Annotated in this window: 26 protein-coding genes and 1 riboswitch; of the genes, 8 read left to right on the plus strand and 18 right to left on the minus strand. The window is 56.8% G+C overall.

Annotated elements, in window-relative coordinates; genetic code table 11:
• Positions 1 to 151: 151 nt before the first annotated feature.
• On the minus strand, positions 152 to 544 hold the full coding sequence (locus tag FHW71_RS08780; protein ID WP_007890591.1) for a YbhQ family protein: 393 nt from the start codon (positions 542 to 544) through the stop codon (positions 152 to 154).
• 177 nt (positions 545 to 721) lie between these two features.
• Here FHW71_RS08780 and FHW71_RS08785 point away from each other — a divergent pair, with 177 nt between their 5' ends.
• Genes FHW71_RS08785 through FHW71_RS08795 form a run of 3 tightly spaced genes read left to right on the plus strand, consistent with a single transcriptional unit; the run spans position 722 to position 3,698 of the window.
• Complete coding sequence (locus FHW71_RS08785; protein WP_179451510.1) at positions 722 to 1,483, plus strand: endonuclease/exonuclease/phosphatase family protein; 762 nt, start codon at positions 722 to 724, stop codon at positions 1,481 to 1,483.
• Positions 1,480 to 2,724, plus strand: a complete 1,245-nt coding sequence (clsB, locus tag FHW71_RS08790) for a cardiolipin synthase ClsB (protein WP_179451512.1) — start codon at positions 1,480 to 1,482, stop codon at positions 2,722 to 2,724. Before FHW71_RS08785 ends, clsB begins: the two co-directional genes overlap by 4 nt.
• Complete coding sequence (locus FHW71_RS08795; protein WP_008102686.1) at positions 2,724 to 3,698, plus strand: lysylphosphatidylglycerol synthase domain-containing protein; 975 nt, start codon at positions 2,724 to 2,726, stop codon at positions 3,696 to 3,698. Before clsB ends, FHW71_RS08795 begins: the two co-directional genes overlap by 1 nt.
• Before the next feature lie 69 nt (positions 3,699 to 3,767).
• Here the strand turns inward: FHW71_RS08795 and FHW71_RS08800 are convergent, their stop codons facing one another.
• The 7 genes from FHW71_RS08800 to moaA form a co-directional block, all read right to left on the minus strand.
• The gene (locus tag FHW71_RS08800) at positions 3,768 to 4,475 is read right to left on the minus strand and encodes a Bax inhibitor-1/YccA family protein (protein WP_008102687.1); all 708 of its coding nucleotides are present in this window, start codon (positions 4,473 to 4,475) and stop codon (positions 3,768 to 3,770) included.
• Positions 4,476 to 4,538: 63 nt separating this feature from the next.
• A complete protein-coding gene (locus tag FHW71_RS08805; RefSeq protein WP_179451514.1) occupies positions 4,539 to 5,633 on the minus strand; it encodes a DUF1615 domain-containing protein in 1,095 nt (364 codons plus the stop codon).
• Between the two features lie 80 nt (positions 5,634 to 5,713).
• The gene (gene moaE / locus FHW71_RS08810; RefSeq protein ID WP_179451517.1) at positions 5,714 to 6,169 is read right to left on the minus strand and encodes a molybdopterin synthase catalytic subunit MoaE; all 456 of its coding nucleotides are present in this window, start codon (positions 6,167 to 6,169) and stop codon (positions 5,714 to 5,716) included.
• Positions 6,169 to 6,414 (minus strand): molybdopterin synthase sulfur carrier subunit, encoded by a 246-nt coding sequence (gene moaD, locus FHW71_RS08815; protein ID WP_008102694.1) that lies wholly within the window; start codon positions 6,412 to 6,414, stop codon positions 6,169 to 6,171. The genes moaE and moaD overlap by 1 nt, the downstream gene beginning before the upstream one ends.
• Positions 6,407 to 6,892, minus strand: a complete 486-nt coding sequence (moaC, locus tag FHW71_RS08820) for a cyclic pyranopterin monophosphate synthase MoaC (protein WP_179451519.1) — start codon at positions 6,890 to 6,892, stop codon at positions 6,407 to 6,409. The genes moaD and moaC overlap by 8 nt, the downstream gene beginning before the upstream one ends.
• A gap of 2 nt (positions 6,893 to 6,894) precedes the next feature.
• Complete coding sequence (moaB, locus tag FHW71_RS08825) at positions 6,895 to 7,410, minus strand: molybdenum cofactor biosynthesis protein B (RefSeq protein ID WP_101763177.1); 516 nt, start codon at positions 7,408 to 7,410, stop codon at positions 6,895 to 6,897.
• A 17-nt stretch (positions 7,411 to 7,427) separates the two neighbouring features.
• Entirely contained in the window at positions 7,428 to 8,414 is a 987-nt protein-coding gene (gene moaA, locus FHW71_RS08830; protein WP_179451521.1) for a GTP 3',8-cyclase MoaA, read from the minus strand.
• Positions 8,404 to 8,539, minus strand: a riboswitch (molybdenum cofactor riboswitch). It overlaps the preceding gene by 11 nt.
• 196 nt (positions 8,540 to 8,735) lie before the next feature.
• Between moaA and yvcK the strand changes: the two genes are divergently transcribed.
• Complete coding sequence (gene yvcK, locus FHW71_RS08835; RefSeq protein WP_008102701.1) at positions 8,736 to 9,638, plus strand: uridine diphosphate-N-acetylglucosamine-binding protein YvcK; 903 nt, start codon at positions 8,736 to 8,738, stop codon at positions 9,636 to 9,638.
• A 61-nt stretch (positions 9,639 to 9,699) separates the two neighbouring features.
• Here the strand turns inward: yvcK and uvrB are convergent, their stop codons facing one another.
• On the minus strand, positions 9,700 to 11,721 hold the full coding sequence (gene uvrB / locus FHW71_RS08840; protein ID WP_008102704.1) for an excinuclease ABC subunit UvrB: 2,022 nt from the start codon (positions 11,719 to 11,721) through the stop codon (positions 9,700 to 9,702).
• Positions 11,722 to 12,623: 902 nt separating this feature from the next.
• On the opposite strand from uvrB, the gene FHW71_RS08845 reads away from it, so the two are divergent.
• Positions 12,624 to 13,340 carry an ATP-binding cassette domain-containing protein gene (locus FHW71_RS08845; protein ID WP_008102708.1) on the plus strand — a complete coding sequence of 239 codons (717 nt, stop codon included), beginning with the start codon at positions 12,624 to 12,626 and terminating at the stop codon, positions 13,338 to 13,340.
• 39 nt (positions 13,341 to 13,379) lie between these two features.
• Here FHW71_RS08845 and bioD read toward each other — a convergent pair whose 3' ends face one another.
• The 4 genes from bioD to bioB are packed head-to-tail and all read right to left on the minus strand — an operon-like array spanning position 13,380 to position 16,970.
• Positions 13,380 to 14,051 carry a dethiobiotin synthase gene (gene bioD, locus FHW71_RS08850; RefSeq protein ID WP_179451523.1) on the minus strand — a complete coding sequence of 224 codons (672 nt, stop codon included), beginning with the start codon at positions 14,049 to 14,051 and terminating at the stop codon, positions 13,380 to 13,382.
• Complete coding sequence (bioC, locus tag FHW71_RS08855; RefSeq protein WP_179451525.1) at positions 14,048 to 14,803, minus strand: malonyl-ACP O-methyltransferase BioC; 756 nt, start codon at positions 14,801 to 14,803, stop codon at positions 14,048 to 14,050. Before bioC ends, bioD begins: the two co-directional genes overlap by 4 nt.
• A complete protein-coding gene (gene bioF / locus FHW71_RS08860) occupies positions 14,787 to 15,938 on the minus strand; it encodes an 8-amino-7-oxononanoate synthase (RefSeq protein WP_179451527.1) in 1,152 nt (383 codons plus the stop codon). The genes bioC and bioF overlap by 17 nt, the downstream gene beginning before the upstream one ends.
• Positions 15,939 to 16,970, minus strand: coding sequence for a biotin synthase BioB (gene bioB, locus FHW71_RS08865; protein ID WP_179451529.1), 1,032 nt, complete (start codon positions 16,968 to 16,970; stop codon positions 15,939 to 15,941).
• A gap of 88 nt (positions 16,971 to 17,058) precedes the next feature.
• Between bioB and bioA the strand changes: the two genes are divergently transcribed.
• Both bioA and FHW71_RS08875 read left to right on the plus strand, forming a co-directional pair.
• The gene (gene bioA, locus FHW71_RS08870) at positions 17,059 to 18,354 is read left to right on the plus strand and encodes an adenosylmethionine--8-amino-7-oxononanoate transaminase (RefSeq protein ID WP_179451531.1); all 1,296 of its coding nucleotides are present in this window, start codon (positions 17,059 to 17,061) and stop codon (positions 18,352 to 18,354) included.
• A 29-nt stretch (positions 18,355 to 18,383) separates the two neighbouring features.
• The gene (locus FHW71_RS08875; protein ID WP_179451533.1) at positions 18,384 to 18,860 is read left to right on the plus strand and encodes a kinase inhibitor; all 477 of its coding nucleotides are present in this window, start codon (positions 18,384 to 18,386) and stop codon (positions 18,858 to 18,860) included.
• 727 nt (positions 18,861 to 19,587) lie between these two features.
• On the opposite strand, the gene pgl is transcribed toward FHW71_RS08875, so the two are convergent.
• Entirely contained in the window at positions 19,588 to 20,583 is a 996-nt protein-coding gene (gene pgl / locus FHW71_RS08880) for a 6-phosphogluconolactonase (protein WP_179451535.1), read from the minus strand.
• A gap of 148 nt (positions 20,584 to 20,731) precedes the next feature.
• On the opposite strand from pgl, the gene FHW71_RS08885 reads away from it, so the two are divergent.
• A complete protein-coding gene (locus FHW71_RS08885) occupies positions 20,732 to 21,550 on the plus strand; it encodes a pyridoxal phosphatase (protein WP_179451537.1) in 819 nt (272 codons plus the stop codon).
• A 97-nt stretch (positions 21,551 to 21,647) separates the two neighbouring features.
• Here FHW71_RS08885 and modC read toward each other — a convergent pair whose 3' ends face one another.
• The 4 genes from modC to FHW71_RS08905 all read right to left on the minus strand — a co-directional run bounded on the left by modC (position 21,648) and on the right by FHW71_RS08905 (position 24,503).
• Positions 21,648 to 22,706: a molybdenum ABC transporter ATP-binding protein ModC gene (gene modC / locus FHW71_RS08890; RefSeq protein WP_179451539.1), complete on the minus strand. Its 1,059-nt coding sequence runs from the start codon at positions 22,704 to 22,706 to the stop codon at positions 21,648 to 21,650.
• Positions 22,706 to 23,398 carry a molybdate ABC transporter permease subunit gene (modB, locus tag FHW71_RS08895; protein WP_179451541.1) on the minus strand — a complete coding sequence of 231 codons (693 nt, stop codon included), beginning with the start codon at positions 23,396 to 23,398 and terminating at the stop codon, positions 22,706 to 22,708. Before modB ends, modC begins: the two co-directional genes overlap by 1 nt.
• Positions 23,395 to 24,168: a molybdate ABC transporter substrate-binding protein gene (gene modA / locus FHW71_RS08900; RefSeq protein WP_179451543.1), complete on the minus strand. Its 774-nt coding sequence runs from the start codon at positions 24,166 to 24,168 to the stop codon at positions 23,395 to 23,397. The genes modB and modA overlap by 4 nt, the downstream gene beginning before the upstream one ends.
• 176 nt (positions 24,169 to 24,344) lie before the next feature.
• On the minus strand, positions 24,345 to 24,503 hold the full coding sequence (locus FHW71_RS08905; RefSeq protein ID WP_007890616.1) for an AcrZ family multidrug efflux pump-associated protein: 159 nt from the start codon (positions 24,501 to 24,503) through the stop codon (positions 24,345 to 24,347).
• Between the last annotated feature and the right edge of the window lie 48 nt (positions 24,504 to 24,551).

Genomic DNA, 24,551 nt, shown 5'->3' on the forward strand with positions numbered 1-24,551 from the left:
CGCAAGCGCGGGGCTCACGTGTGAAAAGGGCACAAACTACCATGCGTAAGGGCGCGAGTTTAGCAGCTTTCCGCGCGTACAGCATCCATAAAAAAAGGAGCCGCATTCGGCTCCTTTTTGTCAGGTCCGCAGGATTGCGGTCCCTAATCGATCAACTGCGCTTCTTCTCGATGCGCTGGACCGGCTCTTTCGCCAGCAGTGATACCAGCGCCGGTCCCACCAACATCACCACGCCGAGGATACCAATCAGCAGGTTGTTGTGGATAAAGCGGGAGATCAGGAACAGCGTTAACATCGCTGCGCCAAAGTAGTACGTGGTGGTCACCTCTTCGAGGGAGTCACCCATTCTACGTAAACGGGCACTACGCTGCATGACCAGCATGGTAATAAATACCACCGCATAAGCTGCCACCAGGGTACTGCTCACTTCAACCAGCGCCCTATGTTTCCAGCCCCAAACCAGCGCGGCAATCACCAGCAGGTGCATTGCAATGTGCAAACAGGTTTGTCCGGTAACAATCTGAACACGATTAGACCATTTCATTCTCTTCTCCTGGCAGACCCAACAGGTCGCCCAAGTGTATCTGGCTGGAGGCCAGACGAACGTCCTCAATGTAAAGCAAATTTCGGATTACGCCCTAATTTTCTGCCCTTAACACCATCCATTTGTGACAAAGACTACACTTTGTGCTGTTGATGATGAAAAGGAGCGCGTCGAAGTATGCCACAAAATACGCAAGGATTTTCATTTAAAGTCCTGACGATCAATACCCACAAGGGGTTCACCAGCTTTAATCGCCGCTTTATCCTGCCGGAATTGCGTGACGCTGTCCGCGCGACATCAGCGGATATTGTCTTCCTGCAAGAGGTGATGGGCACCCACGCTATCCATTCACTGAACATCGAAAACTGGCCGGAAACCTCACATTATGAGTTTCTGGCCGATACCATGTGGGATGATTTCGCCTATGGCCGCAACGCCGTTTATCCCGAGGGACATCACGGGAACGCGATATTGTCACGATTTCCCATCGTTGAATATGAAAACCGCGATATTTCCGTCGCCGGAAGTGAAAAGCGTGGCATGTTGCACTGCCAAATCCGCCTGCCAGATCGTGCTGAGCCGCTGCATGTGTTCTGCGTGCATCTCGGTCTGAAAGAGAAGCATCGTCAGGCGCAGATGAAGATGATGTGCGACTTCATCGATACGCTGTCGCCCGATGCGCCATTGGTGGTGGCCGGTGATTTTAATGACTGGCAGGTCAGCGCCAATCGCTTTCTCAAGCGCGCGGTGGGCTTAGAGGAAGTGTTCAGCATCAAAACCGGCCGCCCTGCCCGCACCTTTCCGGCACGTTTTCCGCTGTTGAGGCTTGATCGTATCTACATCCGCAACGCCACGGTAAGTCGTCCGTGGGCGCTGCCGGTTAAACCCTGGTCACACCTGTCCGATCATGCGCCATTAGCGGTGGAGATTTTCCTATGAGTTTCAATTGGCGCGACGGTAATCAGCTCCGTTTACTTGAAAACGGTGACGCATTTTTCCCGCGCGTGTTGGGCGCGATTCAGCGCGCCGAGCGCACGCTGCTGCTGGAAACCTTTATTCTGTTTGAAGATGAAGTGGGTAACGACCTGCACGAAGCGTTGCTTAACGCAGCGCAGCGTGGAGTGAAAGTTGAAGTGATGGTCGATGGTTACGGCTCGCCGGATCTCTCCGATCGCTTTGTCGATAGCCTGACCGCCGCTGGCGTGCGCTTTATCTATTACGATCCGCGTCCGTTAGTGCTCGGTATGCGCACCAACGTGTTCCGCCGTCTGCATCGCAAAATTGTGGTGATCGATGAAGCGATCGCCTTTGTCGGCGGCATCAACTTCTCCGCCGAGCACAACATCGATTTTGGCGCGCAAGCCAAACAGGATTATGCGGTGGAGGTGAAAGGCCCGGTGGTTTTGGATATTACCCAGTATGTGCAGCAACAAATGGGCAGCGAACAGCACACGCGGCGCTGGTGGGGCGCGCGTTCACATCGTCCGGCGGTTAATGCCATGCCCGGTGAAGCGCAGGTGCTGTTTGTCTATCGCGATAACGACGAACACCGCGACGACATTGAGCAGCACTATCTCGCCATGCTGCGCAAAGCACAGAAGGATGTGATCATCGCCAACGCCTACTTCTTCCCCGGCTATCGTTTGCTGCGCGAGATGCGCAGTGCGGCACAGCGCGGCGTGCGCGTCAGGCTGATTGTGCAGGGCGAACCCGATATGCCGATCGTTAAAGTTGGTGCCGAGCTGCTGTACAACTATTTGGTCGATGGTGGCGTAGAAGTGTATGAATACTGCCGCCGCCCGCTGCACGGCAAAATTGCGGTGCAGGATCAGCAGTGGTCCACCGTCGGCTCCAGCAACCTCGATCCGTTGAGTTTATCCCTCAATCTGGAAGCCAACTTGATGGTGCACGATCGCGCCTTCAACCAGACGCTGCGCGACAATCTGGAGTTGCTGATTCAGCAGGATTGTGTGCGCGTGGAGGATGACAAGCTGCCGCCGCGCAACTGGTGGCAGCTAACCAAAGGCGTGATTGTGTTTCACTTTTTACGCCACTTTCCGGCTATCGCCGGTTGGTTGCCTGCGCATACGCCGCACTTGTCGCAGGTTGCGCCGCCGGTGCAACCTGAAATGGAAACCCAGGATCGGGTTGAAGCCGATAATCCAGGAGCGAAACCCTAATGTCGAAAAAGAATCCGCGCTGGCAACTGGCGAAAAAAATCCTCACCTGGCTGTTTTTTATCGCGGTGATTGTGCTGCTGGTGGTGTATGCGCGCAAGGTGAACTGGGAAGATGTCTATACCGTCATCGTCGGCTACAACCGCTATGTGGTGCTGAGCGCTGCCGCGCTGGTGGTAGTGAGTTATCTGACTTACGGCCTTTACGACCTGATTGGACGCGCGTACTGCGGCCATAAGCTGGCGAAGCGTCAGGTGATGCTGGTGTCGTTTATCTGTTATGCCTTCAACCTGACGCTCAGCACCTGGGTTGGCGGCGTGGCGATGCGTTATCGGCTCTACTCGCGACTCGGTTTGCCGGGAAACACCATTACGCGCATTTTCTCGCTGAGCATCGCTACCAACTGGCTCGGCTACATTTTGCTGGCCGGCGTGGTGTTTGCGGCGGGCATGGTGCCAATTCCTTCCGGCTGGTTCATTGGCGAAACCACGCTGCGCATTATTGGCGCGGTGCTACTGGTGATGGTGGCGGTCTATTTGTGGGCGTGCGCCTTTGCGAAGAAGCGCCGCTGGACGGTAAAAGGCCAGCATCTGCAGTTGCCTTCGCTGCGCATGGCGCTGTTCCAGTTTGCCGTCTCCTGCGCCAACTGGATGGTGATGGGCATGATTATCTGGCTGCTGCTGGCGCGTCAGGTGGATTATCCGATTGTGTTAGGCGTGCTGTTGATCAGCAGTATCGCGGGCGTGATTATTCATATTCCGGCCGGAATTGGTGTGCTGGAGGCGGTGTTTTTGGCGCTGCTGAGTGGGCAACATGCTTCGCACGGCAGCATTATCGCGGCGCTGCTGGCTTATCGCGTGCTCTACTTTATTCTGCCGCTGTTGGTGGCGCTGGTGCTCTATTTGTGGCTGGAGAGCCGCGCGAAGCATTTGCGGCAGAAGAATGAGCAGAAGATGGAGAAATCGGTTTCGCGGTAATTTTGTGCGGTTTGTCCCTCACCCTAACCCTCTCCCGCAGGCGGGAGAGGGAACTGTTTGGTGCAGGGTTTAGCGGCGGTTGCCGAAGATGCGCAGCAGCATCAGGAACAGGTTGATAAAGTCGAGATACAGCGTCAGCGCGCCCATGATGGAAGTGCGACGCAGGTTCTCTTTATCATTGACGTTGATGTTCTCGCCAATCGCCTTCAGCTTCTGCGTGTCATAAGCGGTTAAGCCGACAAACACTACCACGCCGATATAGGTAATCGCCCACATCAGCGCCGGGCTTTTCAGCCAGAAGTTCACCAGCGACGCCAGCAAAATACCGATCAGCGCCATAAATAGCAGGCTGCCAAAACGGCTCAGGTCGCGCTTGGTGGTGTAACCGTAGAAGCTCATGGCACCAAACATCCCGGCCGTCACAAAGAAGGTGCTGGCAATCGATGAGTAGGTGTAGACGAGGAAAATACTTGCCATCGTCAGGCCAGTCAGCGCCGAATAGAGCATAAACAGCGCGGTGGCGACCGCTCCGCTCATCCGTTGCACCATGCCAGACAGCACAAACACCAGTGCCAGCTGCGCGATGATCAGACCAAAGAAAGTGATACGGTTAGCAAACACCAGTTCCATTACTGCAGGTGTGCGGGCAGCAAACCACGAAACAAACGCGGTGAGCAGCAAGCCGCAGGTCATCCAGCCATACACCTGCGCCATGTAGGTCTGCAGCGAGGTGGATGCCTGCTGCACGATTGAATCATTACGTGGATATCGATCCATGAAGCGCCTCATTAGCTTTTACGTTAACAAACTCTGTAAGTGTGGAGTGTACACCCGTTTGCGTCAACGGCGCGTCAAGCACTGTTGATAGCGGCCATTAACGCGCTGGGCAAACCACGCGGTGGTGAGATTGCGGGTGATTTTCGGGCTCTCCAGCTTGATGCCCGGCAGCATTTCGCGCGGCAGACGTTTTCCGGCCATCTTATCGGCAAGGGTAAAGGTCTGCTTCCACAGCGTGCTTTTGGCAAAATCTTCAGTGTCGCCCTTCTCCAGATCGCGGCGGATTTCACGATTGCTCATATCCAGCTGCTTGCTCAGGCTGCGTACCGCCAGTTCGGTGGAGCCGGCCTGCTCGCTGCCATACATAATCAAATCGCCATCCAGTTCCAGCTTGATGCCGCTGGCGCGGGCAATCGCCGCCTGGAATGCCGCGTTGCGGCTGGCATACCAACCGGCGTTGAAGTCGGCGAAGCGATAGAGCGGCTGGCTGTAATCGGCTGGATAGCCAAGCAGATGTAGCGTGCCGAAGTAGATACCACCGCGACGGGTGAAGACTTCGCGACGAATCGAACCGTCAACCGCATACGGATAGCCTTTGGCGTGCGCTTCCGCAAACTCAATGCTGACCTGCATCGGCCCGCCGGTATGAATCGGGTTAAGGTTGCCAAACAGCTTCTGCCCCATCGGCACCATATCGATAAAATCATCAAAGATGGCGCTTAGCTCTTTCTCGCTGCGCACTTTATCCAGACGCGCGGCATAGCTTTCACCGTTCGGCGATTTGATCAGCAGTGCGGTGCGCACCAGAAATGCCGGAACGTGTACTTTGGCGGCGCGGCGATCGATTTCGCCCCAGGCGATTTTCGGTAAGCCCGGCACTTCCGCATCAGCACTGAAGTTGGACTCCTGATCGGTGACGGCAATTACCGCGCAGATGTTGCTGACGCTGGCATCGATTTGCTGCACGCGGAACGCGGTATAGATGTCGTCGGCCCAGGAGGATTTTTGCTTCACGTCGCTTGGCAACAACTGCTGGATTTGGCTTTTAACATCGGCGGGCTGACGTGCAGGCACCTGCGGCTCTTTTTTGGTGCTACAACCAACCAGCACCAGCGCAGCCAGCAATGCTGCGCCTTTCATCATCTTGCTCGTGTTCATCCTGCTCCCTGACGCCAACAAAAACCGTACCTTAACGTTTTCAGTGGCCTGCCGCTATCGGAGCCGGAGGATTTTGCGCGCTAGCTCCAGCGCTCAGCGGCCTGATGATCGCTGTCACGGGCATCAACCCAGCGGTCGCCTGCGGCGGTGGCTTCGCGCTTCCAGAACGGCGCACGAGTTTTCAGGTAATCCATGATGAACTCGGTAGCGGCGAATGCGCTGCCGCGATGCGCGCTGCTGACGCCCACAAACACGATCTCATCGCCGGGGAACAGTTCGCCAACGCGATGAATTACCGTGACCTGCTGCAGCGCCCAGCGCTGACGCGCATCTTCAACAATATCGGCCAGCGCTTTTTCCGTCATGCCGGGATAGTGCTCGAGCGTTAAGGCCGCCACGCTAGCGCCGAGATTGTGATTACGCACTTTGCCGGTGAAAGTGACAACCGCGCCGTCGCTGTCATGCGCGGCAAGTTTTTCATACTCTTCGCCGACGTTAAAAGGCTCTGATCCCACACGAATCCGCGTTTCCATCATCAGCCTCCAGTGACCGGCGGGAAAAAGGCCACTTCATCACCGGCACGCAGCGGATGAGTCATCGGCACCAGCGTTTGGTTTACCGCCGCCAGCAGCTTGCCAGATTCCAGCGCCAGCGCCCAGCGATCGCCCTTCTCCGCTAACGCCGCGCGCAATGTCGCGACGTCATCATATTCTGGAGCCAAATCAAGTGAGCTGGTGCCGGTCAATTCACGCACCTGAGCAAAAAACAGCACCTTAATCATGGCTCACCGCCTTGAAGTCGCCGGACTTGCCGCCGCTTTTGCTCAGCAAACGCAATTGGTCGATGACGATATCTTTTTGCACCGCTTTGCACATGTCATAGATGGTCAGCGCCGCGACGGAGGCCGCCGTCAACGCTTCCATCTCGACGCCGGTTTTGCCGGTCAGACGACACAGCGAGGTGACGCGCACGCGATTGTGCTCAGGTTCAGCAAACAAACTGACTTCCACTTTGCTCAGCATCAGCGGATGACAGAGCGGAATCAGTTCCCAGGTGCGTTTTGCCGCCTGAATACCGGCGATGCGCGCGGTGGCGAACACGTCACCTTTGTGATGGCTGCCGTCAATAATCATCTGCAGCGTTTCGGCGCTCATCAGCACCAGCGCTTCGGCCTGCGCTTCGCGTACCGTTTCGGTTTTGCCAGAGACATCCACCATGTGGGCTTCGCCAGCGGCATTGATATGAGTTAACGATGACATGCTTACAACTTCTTCAAATGTGAGACGAAATTACACGGACGCGTACGTGCATCCAGCTGATCTTCAATAATGCGTTCCCAGGCGCTGCGGCAGGCGTTGGTCGATCCCGGCACGGCAAAAATCAGCGTCTGATTGGCTAATCCAGCCACCGCGCGCGACTGCAGCGTTGAGCTGCCGATCTCTTCATAGGAGATCATGCGGAACAGTTCGCCAAAGCCTTCGATTTCGCGGTCCAGCAGCGGCAGCAACGCTTCTGGCGTGCTGTTTTTGCTGTTGAAACCGGTGCCGCCGTTAACGATCACCACTTGCACATCGTCGCTGGCGATCCAGCGCGACACCGTGGCGCGAATGCGATAGCGGTTATCCGGCACAATCGCGCGATCCACCACCTGATGTCCGGCTTCCGCCAGCGCTTCACGCAGATAATCGCCGGATGTGTCATTGCTGGCATCGCGGCTATCCGAGACGGTCATCACCGCCACATTTAAGGCGACAAATTCGCCAGAAGGTTTACCCATGGCCGTAACTCCTGTGTTTAGCCACCAATAAAGGAGAGATTTTGTGTGATGCCGGTGTTGCCCTGATGCAGGAAATGCGTCTGCTTTTTCTGTCCAAGGCTGTGCGCAATGCGTGCCTGCAACGCATCTTGCTGATCGTCAGAGGCCAGCAGATCGCGCAGCGACACGCCGCCATCGCCAAACAGGCACAGATGCAAATTGCCCAGCGCCGAGACGCGCAGGCGGTTGCAGCTGGCACAGAAATCTTTCTCGTACGGCATGATCAGGCCCACTTCGCCCTGATAATCGGGATGACGGAACACCTGCGCTGGGCCGTCGCTGCGACCGCGCGGCTGGCGTTGCCAACCTTGCATGATCAGCTGATCGCGGATCACTTCACCGGAGATGTGATGACGGCGGAACAGATCGCTGCCTTCGCCGGTCTCCATCAGTTCGATAAAGCGCAGTTGAATCGGTCGCAGGCGCAGCCACTCAAGGAAGGTGCTGAGACTGTGGCTGTTCACATCGCGCATCAGCACACTGTTGACTTTCACTTTCTCGAAACCGGCATCGAAGGCGGCGTCAATTCCCGCCATCACCTCGGCAAATTTGTCCTGGCCGGTAATGGCGTGAAACTGGCGTGCATCGAGGCTGTCGACGCTGACGTTGATATGAGTGAGACCGGCGGCGCGCCACGCACGTACGTCACGCGCCATGCGGTAACCGTTGGTGGTCATCGCGATCTGGCGAATAGCGGCGTTTTCACGCACGACGGCGATGATGTCGGTGAAATCACGACGCATAGAGGGTTCGCCGCCCGTCAGGCGTACTTTTTCCGTGCCCGCAGCCGCAAAGGCACGCGTCACGCGACGAATCTCATCCAGCGAGAGGAAGCTTTTATTGTGCGTACCGTTCGGCTTGTAGCCATTCGGCAAGCAGTAGGTACAACGGAAGTTACACACATCCGTGACCGACAGGCGCAGATAGTAAAAGCTGCGCGCGTAGGCATCTGTAAATTGTGGCACCTGAACACCTTTCCAAAGTCGGGAGATGCAGTCATTTCTTTCTGCACCCTGGCAGCTCAAGGCTGCGGCCTGCATTCCATATCTTTAACGACTTAGGAAACCAGGCTTGGGAGTTTGTTGTCATTATGGACAACACGGTTAAAACGAATGGTAGCGCGATTAGCGATTCGCATCCATCAGTGAATTTCGCTATATATCTTGATGTATAACGTGTTTTTCACCGCATTTTCGCGACAGGATACGGTAAAATGCATCACAGATATTGATGCACATCAGTTCAATTACGCCTCAACGCGAGGACGTCAGTGACAAAGGAGAAACATGAATCGAACCCTGGCAGATTTGGACCGCGTAGTGGCATTAGGTGGCGGACACGGTTTGGGCCGCGTGATGTCGGCGCTGGCACCGTTAGGCTCGCGCTTAACCGGTATTGTCACCACCACCGATAACGGCGGATCCACCGGCCGCATTCGCCGCTCGGAAGGCGGCATTGCGTGGGGCGATATGCGCAACTGCATCAACCAGTTGATTACCGAACCCAGCGTCGCCACTGCGATGTTTGAGTATCGCTTCACCGGCAATGGCGAGTTGGCCGGGCACAACTTAGGTAACCTGATGCTGAAGGCGCTCGATCACCTGAGCGTACGTCCGCTGGAAGCCATCAATATCATTCGCAATCTGCTTAAGGTTGATGCGTTTCTGATTCCGATGTCGGAACAGCCGGTTGATCTGGTGGCGCAGGATGGCGAAGGCAACATGGTGTACGGCGAAACCGCGATTGATGAGATGAAGCAGCCGCCCGAAGAGTTGATGTTGCATCCCAACGTACTGCCAACCCGTGAAGCGATTGAGGCGATAGGCGAAGCGGATTTGATTCTGATTGGTCCCGGCAGTTTTTACACCAGCCTGATGCCGATTCTGCTGATGGAAGATATGGCACGCGCGCTGCGTCGTACACCTGCCACCATGGTGTTTATTGGTAATCTGGGCCGCGAACTGAGCCCGGCGGCAGCCAGCCTGAATGTGGCCGATAAATTGGCGATCATGGAGAAAGCGATTGGCAAGCGGGTGATTGATGCGGTGGTGGTGAGTCCGGCCGCCGATATTCGCGGCGTGGAAGAGCGTTTAATCATTCGCGAACCGCTGGAAGCCGCCGACATCAAATATCGCCACGACCGCCAGCTGCTACGCATCGCGCTGGAGCACGCCATTCAGGCCGTGTAGGGTCGCCATTTATGGCGACCTGGTTACAACCATCACGATTATGGCGACCTGGCTACAACCATCACGAAGCCGCAATAAACAGCTCACGCAATTGATGTAACTGATCGCGCACGCTGGCGGCTTCTTCGAACTCCAGATTCTGCGCGTGTTGCTGCATCTGCCCTTCCAGCTCGTGAATTTTCTTCTGCATCGCCTGCGGCGTCAGCGCCATATAGTTAGCTTCGGCTTCTGCCGCAGTGCGTGACGCGGTTTTGCCTTTGCCGCGCGTTTTCACCACGTTTTTGCCGAGCTCAAGAATATCGGTGATCTTCTTGTTGAGCCCTTGCGGTGTAATACCATTCTCTTCATTGTATTTCTGCTGCTTCTCACGACGGCGCTCGGTTTCGCCCATCGCGCGCTCCATCGACGGCGTGATTTTGTCGGCGTAGAGTATCGCCCGGCCGTTGATGTTACGCGCGGCGCGGCCAATGGTTTGAATCAGCGAACGCTCGGAACGCAGGAAGCCCTCTTTATCGGCATCGAGAATCGCCACCAGCGACACTTCCGGCATATCCAGACCTTCTCGCAGCAAGTTGATGCCGACCAGCACATCAAATTCGCCGAGGCGCAAATCGCGAATAATTTCCATGCGCTCTACGGTATCGATATCCGAGTGCAGGTAGCGCACCTTCTCGCCGTGCTCCACAAGGTATTCGGTGAGATCTTCCGCCATACGCTTGGTCAGTACGGTCACCAGCACACGCTCGTTGATCTCAACACGCTTGCGGATTTCCGACAGCAAATCATCGACCTGCGTCGCCACCGGACGCACTTCCAGCACCGGATCCAGCAGGCCAGTTGGGCGCACCAGCTGATCAATCACTTCGCTGCCCGATTTTTCCAGCTCGTAATTGCCCGGCGTGGCCGACACATAAATGGTTTGCGGCGCGGCCGCTTCAAACTCTTCAAAGCGCATTGGACGGTTATCCAGCGCCGACGGCAAGCGGAAACCGTATTCCACCAGCGTCTCTTTACGCGCGCGGTCACCGCGATACATGCCGCCAATCTGCGGAATAGTAACGTGCGATTCGTCGACCACCAGCAAGCCATCCGCCGGTAAATAGTCGAACAAGGTCGGAGGCGGCTCGCCCGGTCCGCGACCGGAGAGATAGCGCGAGTAGTTTTCGATGCCGGAGCAGTAACCCAACTCGTTCATCATCTCGAGATCGAACTGTGTACGCTGAGAAATACGCTGCTCTTCAAGCAGCTTGTTGTTCTCCAGCAGCACTTTGCGGCGGATCACCAGCTCATCTTTGATCTCTTCCATCGCTTGCAGAATGCGTTCGCGCGGCGTCACGTAGTGCGTTTTTGGATAGACGGTAAAGCGTGGAATGACGGAATCAATCTGGCCGGTCAGCGGATCAAACAGCGACAGCCTTTCAACTTCTTCATCAAACAGTTCAATACGCAGCGCGATGTCATCCGATTCGGCCGGGAACACATCAATCACTTCGCCGCGCACGCGGAAGGTACCGCGCTGGAAGGCTTGATCGTTGCGGGTATATTGCAGTTCCGCCAGGCGACGCAGAATGCTGCGCTGATCGATAATCATGCCGCGCGTCAGGTGCAGCATCATTTTCAGGTAGAGATCAGGATCGCCCAAGCCGTAGATCGCCGAAACCGACGCCACCACAATCACATCACGACGCTCCAGCAGCGCTTTGGTGGCCGACAGACGCATCTGCTCAATGTGCTCATTCACCGAGGCATCTTTCTCGATAAAGGTGTCAGAACTCGGCACATAGGCTTCAGGCTGGTAGTAATCGTAATAAGAGACGAAAAACTCCACCGCGTTATCCGGGAAAAACTCCTTCATCTCGCCGTAGAGCTGCGCTGCCAGGGTTTTATTCGGCGCCAGCACCATCGTCGGGCGGTTGAGGTCGGCAATCACGTTCGCCACGGTAAATGTTTTACCAGAGCCCGTCACGCCCAACAGCGTTTGATGCGCGAGTCCATCTTCCAGCCCCTCTTCGAGACGGCGAATCGCCTCAGGTTGATCGCCTGAAGGCTTGAAAGCGGAGTTGAGTTTAAAGGCTTTGCTCATGTTTTAGCGGTTCCAGCAGAAGAAGTCGGCGGGCAGGCTGCTAATTCTACTCTGCTATGGCGAATTTGCCAGAAAAAAATACTGGACATAATTACAGTAACCTTGCACGATAATGGAACCTGAAGCGGATTTTCTTCAGTGCAATTTAAGCGGCAGCCAGCAAGCTCTTGTTGCGCAATGTTATCCCCAAGCGAAGGACGCTTTTAACATTTGTCAATAGAGTGTCATTAAATTGCAGTCCGATGACAAGCCAGATAATTCGCATGCTTGATTTTAACTAACCTGCTGTTTTTACTGACATTGACTCAAAAGCCCAGTTTCTCATCATAATGTATGAAGGCCGCGAATTTACTCGCTTGCACACGGTTTTCAGTCGCTAATGCACAAGGTTATCCACAGTAATGGTGGATAAGTGAATCCAGCCCCGAGCCCATCGGCTGTGTATAATTTTCTCCCGCCCATTCTTAAGCGCGAAAAAAAATTTTTTCGCATTTATTTTTCTTCTCCTGCGTGTCGCATTACCCCTTCTTTTTCCCGGTTTACCTCTTATTACCCGGAGAAAAGCCAGCCTTTAAGGCCATTTATTTCCCCGGTTATTGCCTTACGAACGATCAAATGCACCAGAAACGTTAAGCAGTCAGCACCGTCAAAGTGCAGCTCATTTATCACCACTGGCAATTGTTAAGCGTTTCTCAACTTTTAGCGGTTGATTTGTCAGGTTTCCGAAGTAGAAAGGCATAATTTCCTAACCTGGCCTGGGAATTGCAGTGTTAACGGTATGGAGTGACGAGTCCATATCGGCAGTTGCCGACGACAGCGGTGTCCATCAATCGTGCACGACTGTATGCCAGACGACACAGAGCGGGAGCATTCAGGCTAATAATCTGGAAGGAGTATGTCAGATGCTGAGTTTACGTTCGGTGAATCAGTTTTACGGTCAAAATCACATTCTGTGGGATGTGGATCTCGATCTGCCGCCGGGCACCTGCACCGGCGTGCTGGGCAGCCCCGGCATGGGCAAAACCACGTTGGTGAACTGCATTATGGGCCGCCTGCCGATTAACAGCGGCTCAATGACCTGGCAGGAAGATGGCGCACCACCGGAAGATTTGCTGCTGCAACCGGCCGAACTGCGCGCGCGCACCGGCATTGGTTACGTGCCGCAAGGACGGCATATTTTCTCGCAGATGAGCGTGGAGGATAACCTGCTGATCGCCCTGATGGCGGCGCAGGACGATCGTAGCCGCGCCATTCCAGAAATGGTGTTTGACCTGTTTCCGGCGCTCTATTCATTGCGCCATCAGCGCAGCGGCGAGTTGCCGATGGAACAGCAGCAACATTTGGCACTGGCGCGTGCGCTGGTGCTGCAACCCAAGCTGGTGATTCTGGATGAGCCAACGGAAGGGATGTCGCCGTGGCTGGAAGAGGAGATGGGCAATCTGATTCGTCGGCTAAACCGTGAGTATGGTTTAACCATTTTGCTGCTGGAGCAGCACGTGTCGTTTGTCCGGCGCGTCGCCGACTATTTCCTGCTGCTGCATCGTGGGCGTAACGTGGCGCATGGCAAAGTGGCGCAGCTGGATGATTTGACGGTGAATAAGTGGTTGACCGCAACGTGAAGATGTAGCCAGGTCGCCATAAATGGCGACCTGGGTTATTTATTGCGGCAACGTCAAATAACGCCCACATTCCGCCTGTGCGGCCTCATCGCTAAGGTGCGGGATCTCACCCAACAACGGCGCGTCAATGCGCTGACACAGCGTGGCCATATACTCCTGATGGCGTTTGCCGGGCGGCTGGATATCATTGGCAATCCAGCCCGCAAGGCGCAATCCGCGCGCTTTAACCGCTTCGGCGGTGAGCATCGCATGGTTGATGCAACCAAGTTTCACGCCCACCACCAGAATCACCGGCAATTGCTCGGCTTCCACCCAATCGGCGTACGTTTGCGTTTCCGACAGCGGCGTAAACCATCCGCCTGCCCCTTCGACTAACACCCATTCCGCCAGCTGCTCCAGCGCGCGCAAGCCTGCTGACAGCGTGGCAAAAGTAATCGGTCTGCCCTCTTCCGCGCTAATGATATGCGGCGAGGTCGGCTCGACAAACGCCAGCGGGTTCACCTGCTCATAACTTAATGGCAAGCTGCTGTAGCGTTGTAACGCCAGCGCGTCGCTGTTGCGGATGCCTTGCGGCGTGATCTCGCAGCCGGAAGCCACCGGCTTGTAGCCTGCGGTGCGTAAACCGGCGGCGCTCGCCGCCTGCAACAGCGCGCCGCTGGCCACGGTTTTGCCCACTTCGGTATCGGTTCCGGTAATAAACCAGCGTGTCATTTGCTTAAAACTCCATACATCAGGTGATAACTCAGGCGATAACCAGACTCATCCTGCGGCCAGTGCTGCTCAAGTTGTGCCAGTTGGGAACGCGTTAGCACGCTGGCGCCACGTCCGTCGTGCAGATGCGTGGCACCAATGCCTTTCAGCGAGCGCATAGCGCTGAGCGCACTGGGAAAATGCAGCGTGATAACCTGTTGCTGCTTAGCGATCGGCAGCGTCGCGGTGGCCGCGTCAAACTGCACGGCGCTGAGGAAACGGTTAGCGTGCTGACGACCATCCAGCTGCGCCCACGTGTGATGCACTTCGTGCAGCGACCCGTCGAGCAGCGTGGAAAACAGTACCGTGCCGCCTGGCCGCGTAACGCGTAAAAACTGCAGCAGCGCGGTGTGCAAGTCGCTGCTCCATTGAACCGCCAGATTGCTCCACACGCCGTCAACGCTGGCGTCTGGTAGCGGCACCTCATCAATATCGCCCAGCAGATAGTGCTGTGCCGATTGCTGATCGCGCGCGGTTTGCAGCATGTTGGGCGACAGATCAAGCGCCGTCAGCGTGCGCCCGCGATCGCGCCAGTAGCGGCTATACCAGCCGGTGCCGCAACCGGCATCCAGCAGATGCGGGCCAAAACCGGCGGGCGCCAGCGCCAGCAGCGCATCACCGCTCAGCCGCTGTAACTGCGCGTGCTGCTCGTAATGCGCAGCCGCACGACCAAAAGCGTTTGCCACGGCCTGCTTGTTAACCTGCAGCGTCATACAGCGCCTCCAGCAGACGATCAATGTCATCGGTGTGATGCGCAGCGGTGAGCGTAATACGCAGCCGCGCGGTGCCCGGCGGCACGGTCGGGGGACGAATCGCACTGACCCAACAGCCGGCCTGCGCCAGCCGCTGCGACAACGCCAGCGCCGCGCTGTTTTCACCGACGATCAGCGGTTGGATAGCACTTTCAGAGGCGCCTAACTGCCACGGCAAATCGGCGGCTCCTGCACGGAAACGCGCGATGTGACTGTGCAGTTTTTCGCGCAGCGCATCGCCTTGTTGAATCTGCCGCAGTGCCGCCAGCAGCGCGAAGCACTGCGCCGGTGGCATCGCGGTGGAGTAGATCAGATGGCGTGAAAACTGCTCGACATAATCAGCAGTGGCGTCATCGCACAGCAGCGCCGCGCCGCTGACGCCAAACCCTTTGCCGAAGGTGACAATCAGCAGTTCCGGCTTGACCTGCTGCTGCCAGCAGCTGCCGCGCCCTTGCGCACCGGTGACGCCGATGCCGTGCGCATCATCCACCAGCAGCCAGCCGTTACCGCGCCGCGTCTCTTCTGCGATAGCTGCCAGCGGTGCACTGTCGCCATCCATGCTGAACACGCCTTCGGTCACCACCAGCGTGCCGCCATCCGACGGCGTTGCCAGCAGCTTCGCCAGACTTTCCGGCTGATTGTGGGCAAAGCGACGCAGACTCGCCGGGCTGTGGCTGGCGGCATCCAGCAGTGACGCGTGCGCCAGCTTATCGGCGAAGATGCGATCCTGTTTTTCCGCCAGCAGATGGATCACCGCCTGATTGGCGGCGAATCCCGAAATAAATAGCAGCGCGCGCGAATAGCCCAGCCAGTCCGCCAGCTCCGCTTCGAGCTGCGCATGATGGCGGCTGTAGCCGGTGACATGACCGGATGCACCCGCACCCGCGCCTGATTCGGCCGCGCCCTGCTGCCAGGCAGCGATCACCGCCGGATGCTGACTCAAGCCGAGATAGTCATTGCTGGAGAAGTGGCGATAGCGCTGCCCTTCGAGCGTAATCTCCCGCACGCTGTTGTGCTCAACGGGACGCCGCAGCCGCCAGCCATCAGCGGCACGCCGCGCCGCCAGCGCCTGATCGATACGTTGTGACCAGCCCATTTACACAGTCGCGTTGTAGAACTGCTCGGTATCCGCGTGCAGCAGCTGCTCGCTGAGCTGATATTGCTGCTCGTTGTCACCGGCGGTTGTCGCGGTATGCTCAGGATTCAGGCCCAGTTTGCGGAACAGAATCAAGTCTTTATCCTCTTCCGGGTTTGGCGTGGTGAGCAACTTGCAGCCGTAGAAAATTGAGTTAGCACCGGCCATAAAGCACATCGCCTGAGTTTGTTCGCTCATCTGCTCGCGACCGGCTGAAAGGCGCACGTGCGAGGATGGCATCATGATGCGCGCCACCGCGATGGTGCGGATGAAGTCGAAGGGTTCAACGTCATCGTTATCGGCCAACGGCGTGCCTTTGACCTTCACCAGCATGTTGATTGGTACGCTTTCGGGCGGCGTTGGCAGATTCGCCAGCTGCACCAGCAAGCCCGCGCGATCCTTCACCGTTTCACCCAGCCCCACGATGCCGCCTGAGCACACTTTGATGCCCGCGCCGCGCACTTTATCCAGCGTATCCAGACGTTCCTGATAGCTGCGCGTGGTGATGATGTTGCCGTAGAACTCTGGCGAGGTGTCGAGGTTGTGGTTGTAGAAATCGAGTCCGGCTTCGGCAAGACGCTGTGCCTGGCTGCCATCCAGCGTGCCGAGCGTCATGCAGGTTTCCATGCCCATCGCTTTCACGCCCTGCACCATCTGCTGCAAGTACGGCATGTCGCGCTCGTGCGGGTTTTTCCACGCCGCGCCCATGCAGAAGCGGCTCGATCCCGCCGCTTTGGCTTTGCGCGCCGATTCCAGCACCGCATCCACTTCCATCAGCCGTTCTGATTCCAGACCGGTTTTGTAGCGCGCGCTCTGCGGACAATATTTACAGTCTTCCGGGCAGGCGCCGGTTTTGATCGATAGCAGCGTGCTGACCTGCACCTGACGTGGATCGAAATGTTGACGATGCACTTGCTGCGCTTCAAACATCAACTCAAGGAAAGGTTTATCGAACAGTGCCTGAGCTTGTGTCAGTGTCCAGCGGTTTGCCATTGCTTACTCCAGAAAAAGGGGGTTCATCCAGACGATTAACGTGGTTATACTTGTAAACTAAATCTTTTTAAAATGGTTTACAACTCACATGTTCACTCAGGACGACCTCAACTTTGACCGCCAGCATATCTGGCATCCTTACACGTCGATGCGCGATCCCCTGCCCTGTTATCCGGTTGTGGCGGCGCACGGCTGTCAGCTGCAGCTGGCCGATGGACGTGAACTGGTGGACGGCATGTCGTCGTGGTGGGCAGCAATCCACGGCTACAACCATCCGCGCCTCAATCAGGCGTTACAGCAGCAAATGACGCAGATGTCGCATGTGATGTTTGGCGGCATTACTCATCCGGCGGCGGTGGAACTGAGCCGCCAGCTGGTTGCCATGACGCCTGAGGCGCTGGAGTGCGTGTTCCTCGCCGATTCAGGTTCGATCGCCGTCGAAGTGTCGATGAAAATGGCGCTGCAATACTGGTTGGGACGCAACCAAACGCGACAAAAATTCCTCACGCTGAAGCGCGGCTATCATGGCGATACCTTTGCCGCGATGTCGGTGTGCGATCCGGAAAATTCGATGCACAGCCTGTGGCGCGGCTATCTGCCGGAACATCTGTTCGCCAACGCGCCGCAGTGTGCTTTCAATGATGAGTGGAACGAGGCCGATTTCGCCGATTTCGCGCAGCTGGCCGAAATCCACCATCGCGAGATTGCGGCGGTGATTCTGGAGCCGATTGTGCAAGGCGCGGGCGGCATGCGTTTCTACCATCCGCGCTATCTGCAGCAGGTGCGCGCGCTGTGCGATCGCTACGGTTTGCTGCTGATTGCCGATGAGATCGCCACCGGATTTGGCCGCAGCGGCAAGCTGTTTGCCTGCGACCATGCGGGCATCACGCCGGACATTCTCTGCCTCGGCAAAGCGCTGACCGGCGGCACCATGACGCTCTCCGCTACGCTGACCACGCGTGAAGTCGCGGACACCATCAGCCGCAGCGCAGCGGGCTGCTTTATGCACGGCCCCACCTTCATGGGCAATCCGCTGGCCTGCGCAGTGGCGGTGGAAAGTCTGAAAATGGTGAATGAAGGGCATTGGCAGTCGCAAGTGGTGCAGATTGAACAGCAGCTGCGTGCCGAACTGCTCCCGCTGCGCAGTCATCATGCAGTGGCCGACGCGCGTGTGCTGGGCGCGATTGGCGTGATCGAAACCCATCAGCCGGTGAACATGGCGGCGTTGCAACACTTCTTCGTGGAGCGCGGCGTGTGGATTCGTCCGTTTGGGCGATTGATCTACCTGATGCCACCTTATCTGATTTCTGCCGCCGAACTGACGAAACTGACGCAAGCGGTCGGCGCGGCACTGGATGTTGCGGCGCATTTCCACCATGATTGAGGGCACTGCACAACCAATAAGGAGCGATCATGCGCGTAGTTAGCCAGGATTTTAACGACGGCGATAAGATGCCAGAGCGACACGTTTTCAACGGCATGGGTTACCAGGGCGACAATGTGTCACCGCATCTGGCGTGGGATGATGTGCCGGCGGGCACCAAAAGCTTTGTTGTCACCTGCTACGATCCCGACGCGCCAACCGGTTCCGGCTGGTGGCATTGGGTGGTAGCGAACATTCCGGCAGAAGTCACCGAGTTGCCGCAAGGTGCCGGTTCCGGCGTGGCAGAACTGCCGGAAAGCGCGATTCAGACGCGCACCGATTTTGGCCAAACCGGCTACGGCGGCGCAGCGCCACCGCAGGGCGAATCGCATCGCTACATCTTTACGGTGCATGCCATGGATACGGATAAGATTGACGTCGATGAAGGCGCGAGTGGCGCGATGGTGGGTTTTAACGTGCATTTCCACGCGCTGGCCAGTGCGTCGATTACAGTGAAGTACGCGTAATAAAAAAGGTCGCCATAAATGGCGTAATGCCGATCAGTTAAGCACAGAGCGACTTTCGTTCGCCATGTGCTGAGGCAGTTGCAGCATCTCCGTGCTGCGACCGAGCAAAGGGCGCCTGGCCGCGCCCTCTGCACTCCCGGGCCTTGCGCCAGCCCAACCCGCCGCTTCGCGGTGCCTTCACTCATTCACGATTCCTGACGGACCGGCGGCGATTCGCTCCTGCTCAGCGCCACCTCTCGCCGCATCCATGCGGCTCGCCCTGGAATCCCTCATTCCCTCAGCGGTTTAGGATGTCGCCTCAACACCCGCGCTGCAGCAGCAATGCATTTTCCTGACTCGCCATCGCTAAAAATTCCGTAGGGTTGCCATTTATGGCGACCTGGTGCGCATGAATACGTACGGACACTGTCATCACAGGCGGCGCTGTTGCGCGCCATCCGCAGCGCCGAGCGCAGAGTGACGGCCAGGATGAGCCGACAGGACGTCGGCGAAAGCGCGGCATGAGCCAGGAAGGCGAATCCGCGCGGTCCGTCAGGCCGGAAGGATAAGCGAGGGAACAGCGAGGACGGCGCAGGCGCGGATTGCTAAGGTCCGCGCCTTCGGACCTTAGCCCGGCCGCCTGCTTCACACATTCTGAAACTACCAGATGCTTAGCGGGCGGAATCCCTGCGATGTCAGTGCGCTGCTTATCTAACATGCATTACGCCATGAATGGCGACCCAAAAAGTTATCCCAACTGGTGGATTAACACCCACATTGGACCTTGTCCTACCGCGTAACGCGCCAGCGGATTAAGCAGGCCGCGCTCCTGAATCTTATACACTTCGATGTGGTGCGATTTTTGTCCCGCCGCCACCAGATATTGACCGCTGTGATCAATATTGAAGCCGCGTGGCTGGGTTTCCGTCGGCTGATAGCCTTCAATCGCCAATACCGAACCATCTTCACTGATGCTGAACACCGTAATGGTGCTGCTAGTGCGGTCGCAGGCATAGAGGAAACGGCCATCCGGCGTGATGTGGATGTCCGCCGCCCAACGCGTATCGCTGAAATCCTTCGGCATCATGTCGAGGCTCTGCACCCGCTCAACCTGGCCGTGCACATTGTTCAACGCCCAGACATCGACGCTGCTATCCAACTCGTTCACCACGTAGCCATACGCGCCGTTCGGGTGGAAGGCCATGTGACGCGGACCCGCACCTTCAACAGTGGTGACCTGCGCTTGTTCACGCGGGGACAGCGTGCCGTCTGCGTTCAGTTGATACAGGCAGATGCGATCCTGCTTCAGTGCCGGAACAAACAGCGTTTGGTTTTTCAGGTCGATATTGGCGGAGTGGCAGCCGTCCAACCCGCTGATCACCTGACTTGGTGCTTGCGGCAAACCATCGCTGCCAATCGGGCTGATGCTGACGCAGGCATCATTGTACGAGCCGCAGAACAGATAATTACCGTGACGATCGGTGGAGATGTGCGTTGGGCTGCCCGGCAGCGGCGCTTCACCGGCCAGGCTCAGCGAACCGTCGGCCGCAATGCGGAACGCCAGCACGCGAAAATTCGGACGAACACCTACATAGAGGAAATCTTTCTTCGGGCTCACCACCATCGGCTGCACCTGGCCGGCAACATCCGTTACCTGCAATAACGTCAGTGCGCCATCTTCCTGCAACTGCCAGGCATGAATCTGCTGGCTCTCGGGACTGGCGGTATACACGACTTGTTTCATGCGTTTTCCTTATTCGCTGCCTGATGAAAGGGATAACTGTAGCGCGTTTCATTTTGTCGCGCTGGATTCATTTGTGCCCTGTTTTTTGTCTCAGGGCCGCTGCCGGGTGTAGACTCAATGCTTTGCCAACTCCCGGACGGAAAGTGTAATGAGCTACCGCGTAATCGCCCTTGACCTCGACGGCACCCTGTTGACCCCGAACAAAACCATTCTGTCTGAATCCATCGAAGCGCTGGCCCGCGCGCAACAGGCGGGCGTGAAAGTGTTGATCGTCACCGGTCGCCACCACTGCGCTATCCACCCTTTTTATCAGGCACTTAAGCTGGATACACCCGCAATCTGCTGCAATGGCACCTATTTGTATGATTATCCTGCGAAACAGGTGCTGGCCGCCGATCCGCTGGATAAAAGCAAAGCCGCGCGTGTGATTGAGATGCTGGATGAAGAGAACATCCACGGTTTGCTGTATGTCGATGATGCGATGCTCTACCAGACGCCAACCGGCCATGTGACGCGGACGCTGAACTGGGCGCAATCGCTGCCGGAAGCGCAGCGTCCGCTGTTCCTGCAGGTGCCAAGCCTGGCGCAGGCGGCGATTGACGCTGACTCGATCTGGAAATTCGCGCTGTCGCATCCCGACACGCGTGCACTGCAGCAGTTTGCTGAACGCACCGAAGCCGAACTCGGTCTGGCGTGTGAATGGTCGTGGCACGATCAGGTGGATATCGCCAAAGGCGGCAACAGCAAAGGCAAGCGTCTGGCGCAGTGGGTTGAAAGTCAGGGCTTCAGCATGCAAGACGTGCTGGCGTTTGGCGACAACTACAACGATCTCAGCATGCTGGAACAGGTGGGATTAGGCGTGGCGATGGGCAATGCCGATGACGCCATCAAAGCGCGCGCCAAAAAGGTGATTGGCACCAATCTGGAGCCGGGTATCGCCGAAGTGATTTATCAGGAAGTTCTCTAGTTAACCCTCCGCATCAACGCTTTTCGGTCACCATAAATGGCGACCCTACAGATGTTTAGTGCGGTTTTGTAGGGTCGCCATTCATGGCGACCTTTTGTTATGCCGCTATCGACACGCTCTTAATCTGCGCATACAGCCACTGATCGGGCCGAATCCCCAACTCATCACGCGCCCACGGTGAAATACGCGCCCACAACTCGCTGATGCCAATACGCAGCTTCACTTCCACCTGATCGTCAATCTCCAGCAGCTCAACCACCTGCGCCGGCAAAATATTGCGGATCGAAGTATTGTGCGGCGGCTGCAAGGCCAGCGACACATCGGCTGAGGCGATACGAATACGCAGCGGCGTTTTCAGCGGCTGATTCACCCGGCTCACCCAAATATGCTGATCGCCCAGCGACAGCGCGGTCATCGGATAATCGGGATGCTGCTCCAGCACCTGCACGCGCAGCACGCTGGTGCGCTCGGCGAGCGGCAGCCACGGACGCATCGCCGAACTGCTCCACACTTTCTCCAGCGGACCAAAGGCCTTCACCTGACCGGCATCCAGCACCAGCACGTTATCTGCCAACTGCAGGATTTCATCGAGGCTGTGCGACACGTAAAGAATCGGGATATCGACCTGCTTCGCCAGCTTTTGCAGATAGGGCATCAGCTCACGTTTGCGCGGCAGATCGAGCGATGCCAGCGGTTCATCCATCAGCAGAATATCGGGCGCGGTCAGCAAAGCGCGGCCAATTGCCACGCGCTGTTTTTCACCGCCCGAAAGTGACGCGGGATAACGCGTCAGTAGCGATTCTAAACCGAGTAGCGCCACCAGCGCGTTGAACTGCGGCTTCATTGACGGTGCCATGCCGTATTGCAGATTACCGCGCACGCGATAGTGCGGGAACAGTCGCGCATCCTGAAACACATAGCCGATGCGGCGCTTCTCTGGCGGCAGATTGACGCGCGTTGTCGAATCGAACAGCAGGCGATCGTTTAACTCGATGCGCCCGCTTTGCGGCTGGGTTAATCCGCCAATCGCGTTAATTAACGAGGTTTTTCCCGCGCCCGACACGCCGAAAATGGCGGTAATGCCGCTGGCTGGAATGTTGACATTGACGTCGAGCAGGTGATCGCCCAACTGCTGAGAAAGATGCAGATTTAGCATTATGCCGCTCCCAGCCGTTTACGGCCCCAGCGCGCCAGCAGCTCAGACGCCACCAGCGACATCAGCGCTAACGCTATCGCCACCGCACAAAGCCGCGCTGCGGTGCCTTCCGCACCCGGCGTCTCAATCAGGGTAAACATCGCCGACGGAATGGTGCGCGTCTCGCCGGGAATGTTGGAGACAAAAGTGATGGTGGCGCCAAATTCGCCCAGTGAACGGGCGAAGGCCAGCACCGTGCCGACAATAATGCCCGGCAAGGTGAGCGGAAGTGTGATGGTGAAAAACACGCGCCAGCGCCCGGCACCAAGCGTGCGGGCGGCCAGCTCCAGTTTAGTATCCACCGCTTCCAGCGCGAGACGAATCGCGCGCACCATCAGCGGAAACGCCATCACCGCCGAAGCGATCGCCGCGCCGCGCCAGCTAAAGGCAAAGGTGAAGCCAAACCAGTCATACAGCCATTCGCCGATAAAACCGCGACGGCCTAAAGCGATCAGCAGCAGATAACCCACCACCACCGGCGGCAGCACCAGCGGCAGATGGACGATGCTATCCAACAGGGTTTTGCCCGGAAAACGGCAGCGCGCCAGTATCCAGGCCATCATGATGCCAAACGGCAAGCTGCAGATCACAGCTACACAAGAAACTTTCAGGCTGAGAAAAACGGCCTGCCATTCGGGATCGCTCAATATCATTTCTTCGGCGTGAATCCATACTGTTTAAACACGGCAGCGGCATCCGGCCCCTGCAAATAGTTGTAGAAGGCTTCAACCGTTGCGTTCTGATGTTCTTTGACAATCGCCATCGGATATTCCACTGGCTTGTGGCTATCTTCCGGGAATCGTCCCACGACCTGCACTTTTTGGCTGGCCACCGCGTCCGAACCATACACGATGCCGTACGGCGTTTCATTACGCTCAACCAATGCCAGCGCGGCACGCACATTATTAGCCGGCGCTAGCTGCGGGGATAAAGCGTCCCACGCGCCGAGTTTTTGTAATGCTTCTTTGGCATAAATGCCAGCGGGCACGTGATCCGGATCGCCCACCGCCAGCCGCTCGCCTTTCAGCAGGCTTTTCCAGTCGGTTTTGCTGTCAATGGTGACCGCTTTAGCCGCGTCGCTTTTCGGCGCAATCAGCACCAGATCATTGCCAAGCAGCGTGTAGCGTGTGCTGGTCACCACGCTTTTTTTCGCCACCACATCGTCCATCCATTGCTGATCGGCAGAGATGAACAGATCGGCCGGTGCGCCCTGATCAATCTGGCGCGCCAGCACCGAAGAAGAGGCAAAAGAAGAGACCACTTCTACGCCACTTTTCTTCTGATACTGTGTCGCAATTTCCTGCAGCGCATTGGTCAGCGATGCCGCCGCGAACACGGTAATTTTCTCTGCGGCCACGGCATGACCAGCCAACGAAACGCCTAAAACGGTTGCAGCAGCCCAGCGGTAATTGATTGTTTGCATTTGTTGCTCCTTGTTACGTTATATATTTGATAATACAACGTGAGCACAAAGCATGTCAGCCGCTATTTGGTGACGTAGGGTCGCCATTTATGGTGACCAAGACGATAGGATATTTATCGGCAGGATTTTACAGAAGTTCAGAAACAAAACGCCCGCAGGAAGCGGGCGTTGAGAAATTAGTGTTGTGAGCTGTTGGCAGGACGATCGTCGCGGCGGCCAAATTTTGAGATGACGTTGAAAACTTCACCCAGGCCGTAAATCAGACCGAGCATAATAGCCATCACAATCGGCACCATGATGATAGCCACAGCCAGGCTTTTTAACAGTTCCAGCATGGAAACCTCACGCAGAAAATAAAAAAGTGATTGTAACGGTTAGCGAAA

It is taken from the genome of Enterobacter sp. Sphag1F, assembly GCF_014193275.1.
In the GTDB taxonomy this organism is placed as follows: Bacteria; Pseudomonadota; Gammaproteobacteria; order Enterobacterales; family Enterobacteriaceae; genus Pantoea; species Pantoea symbiotica.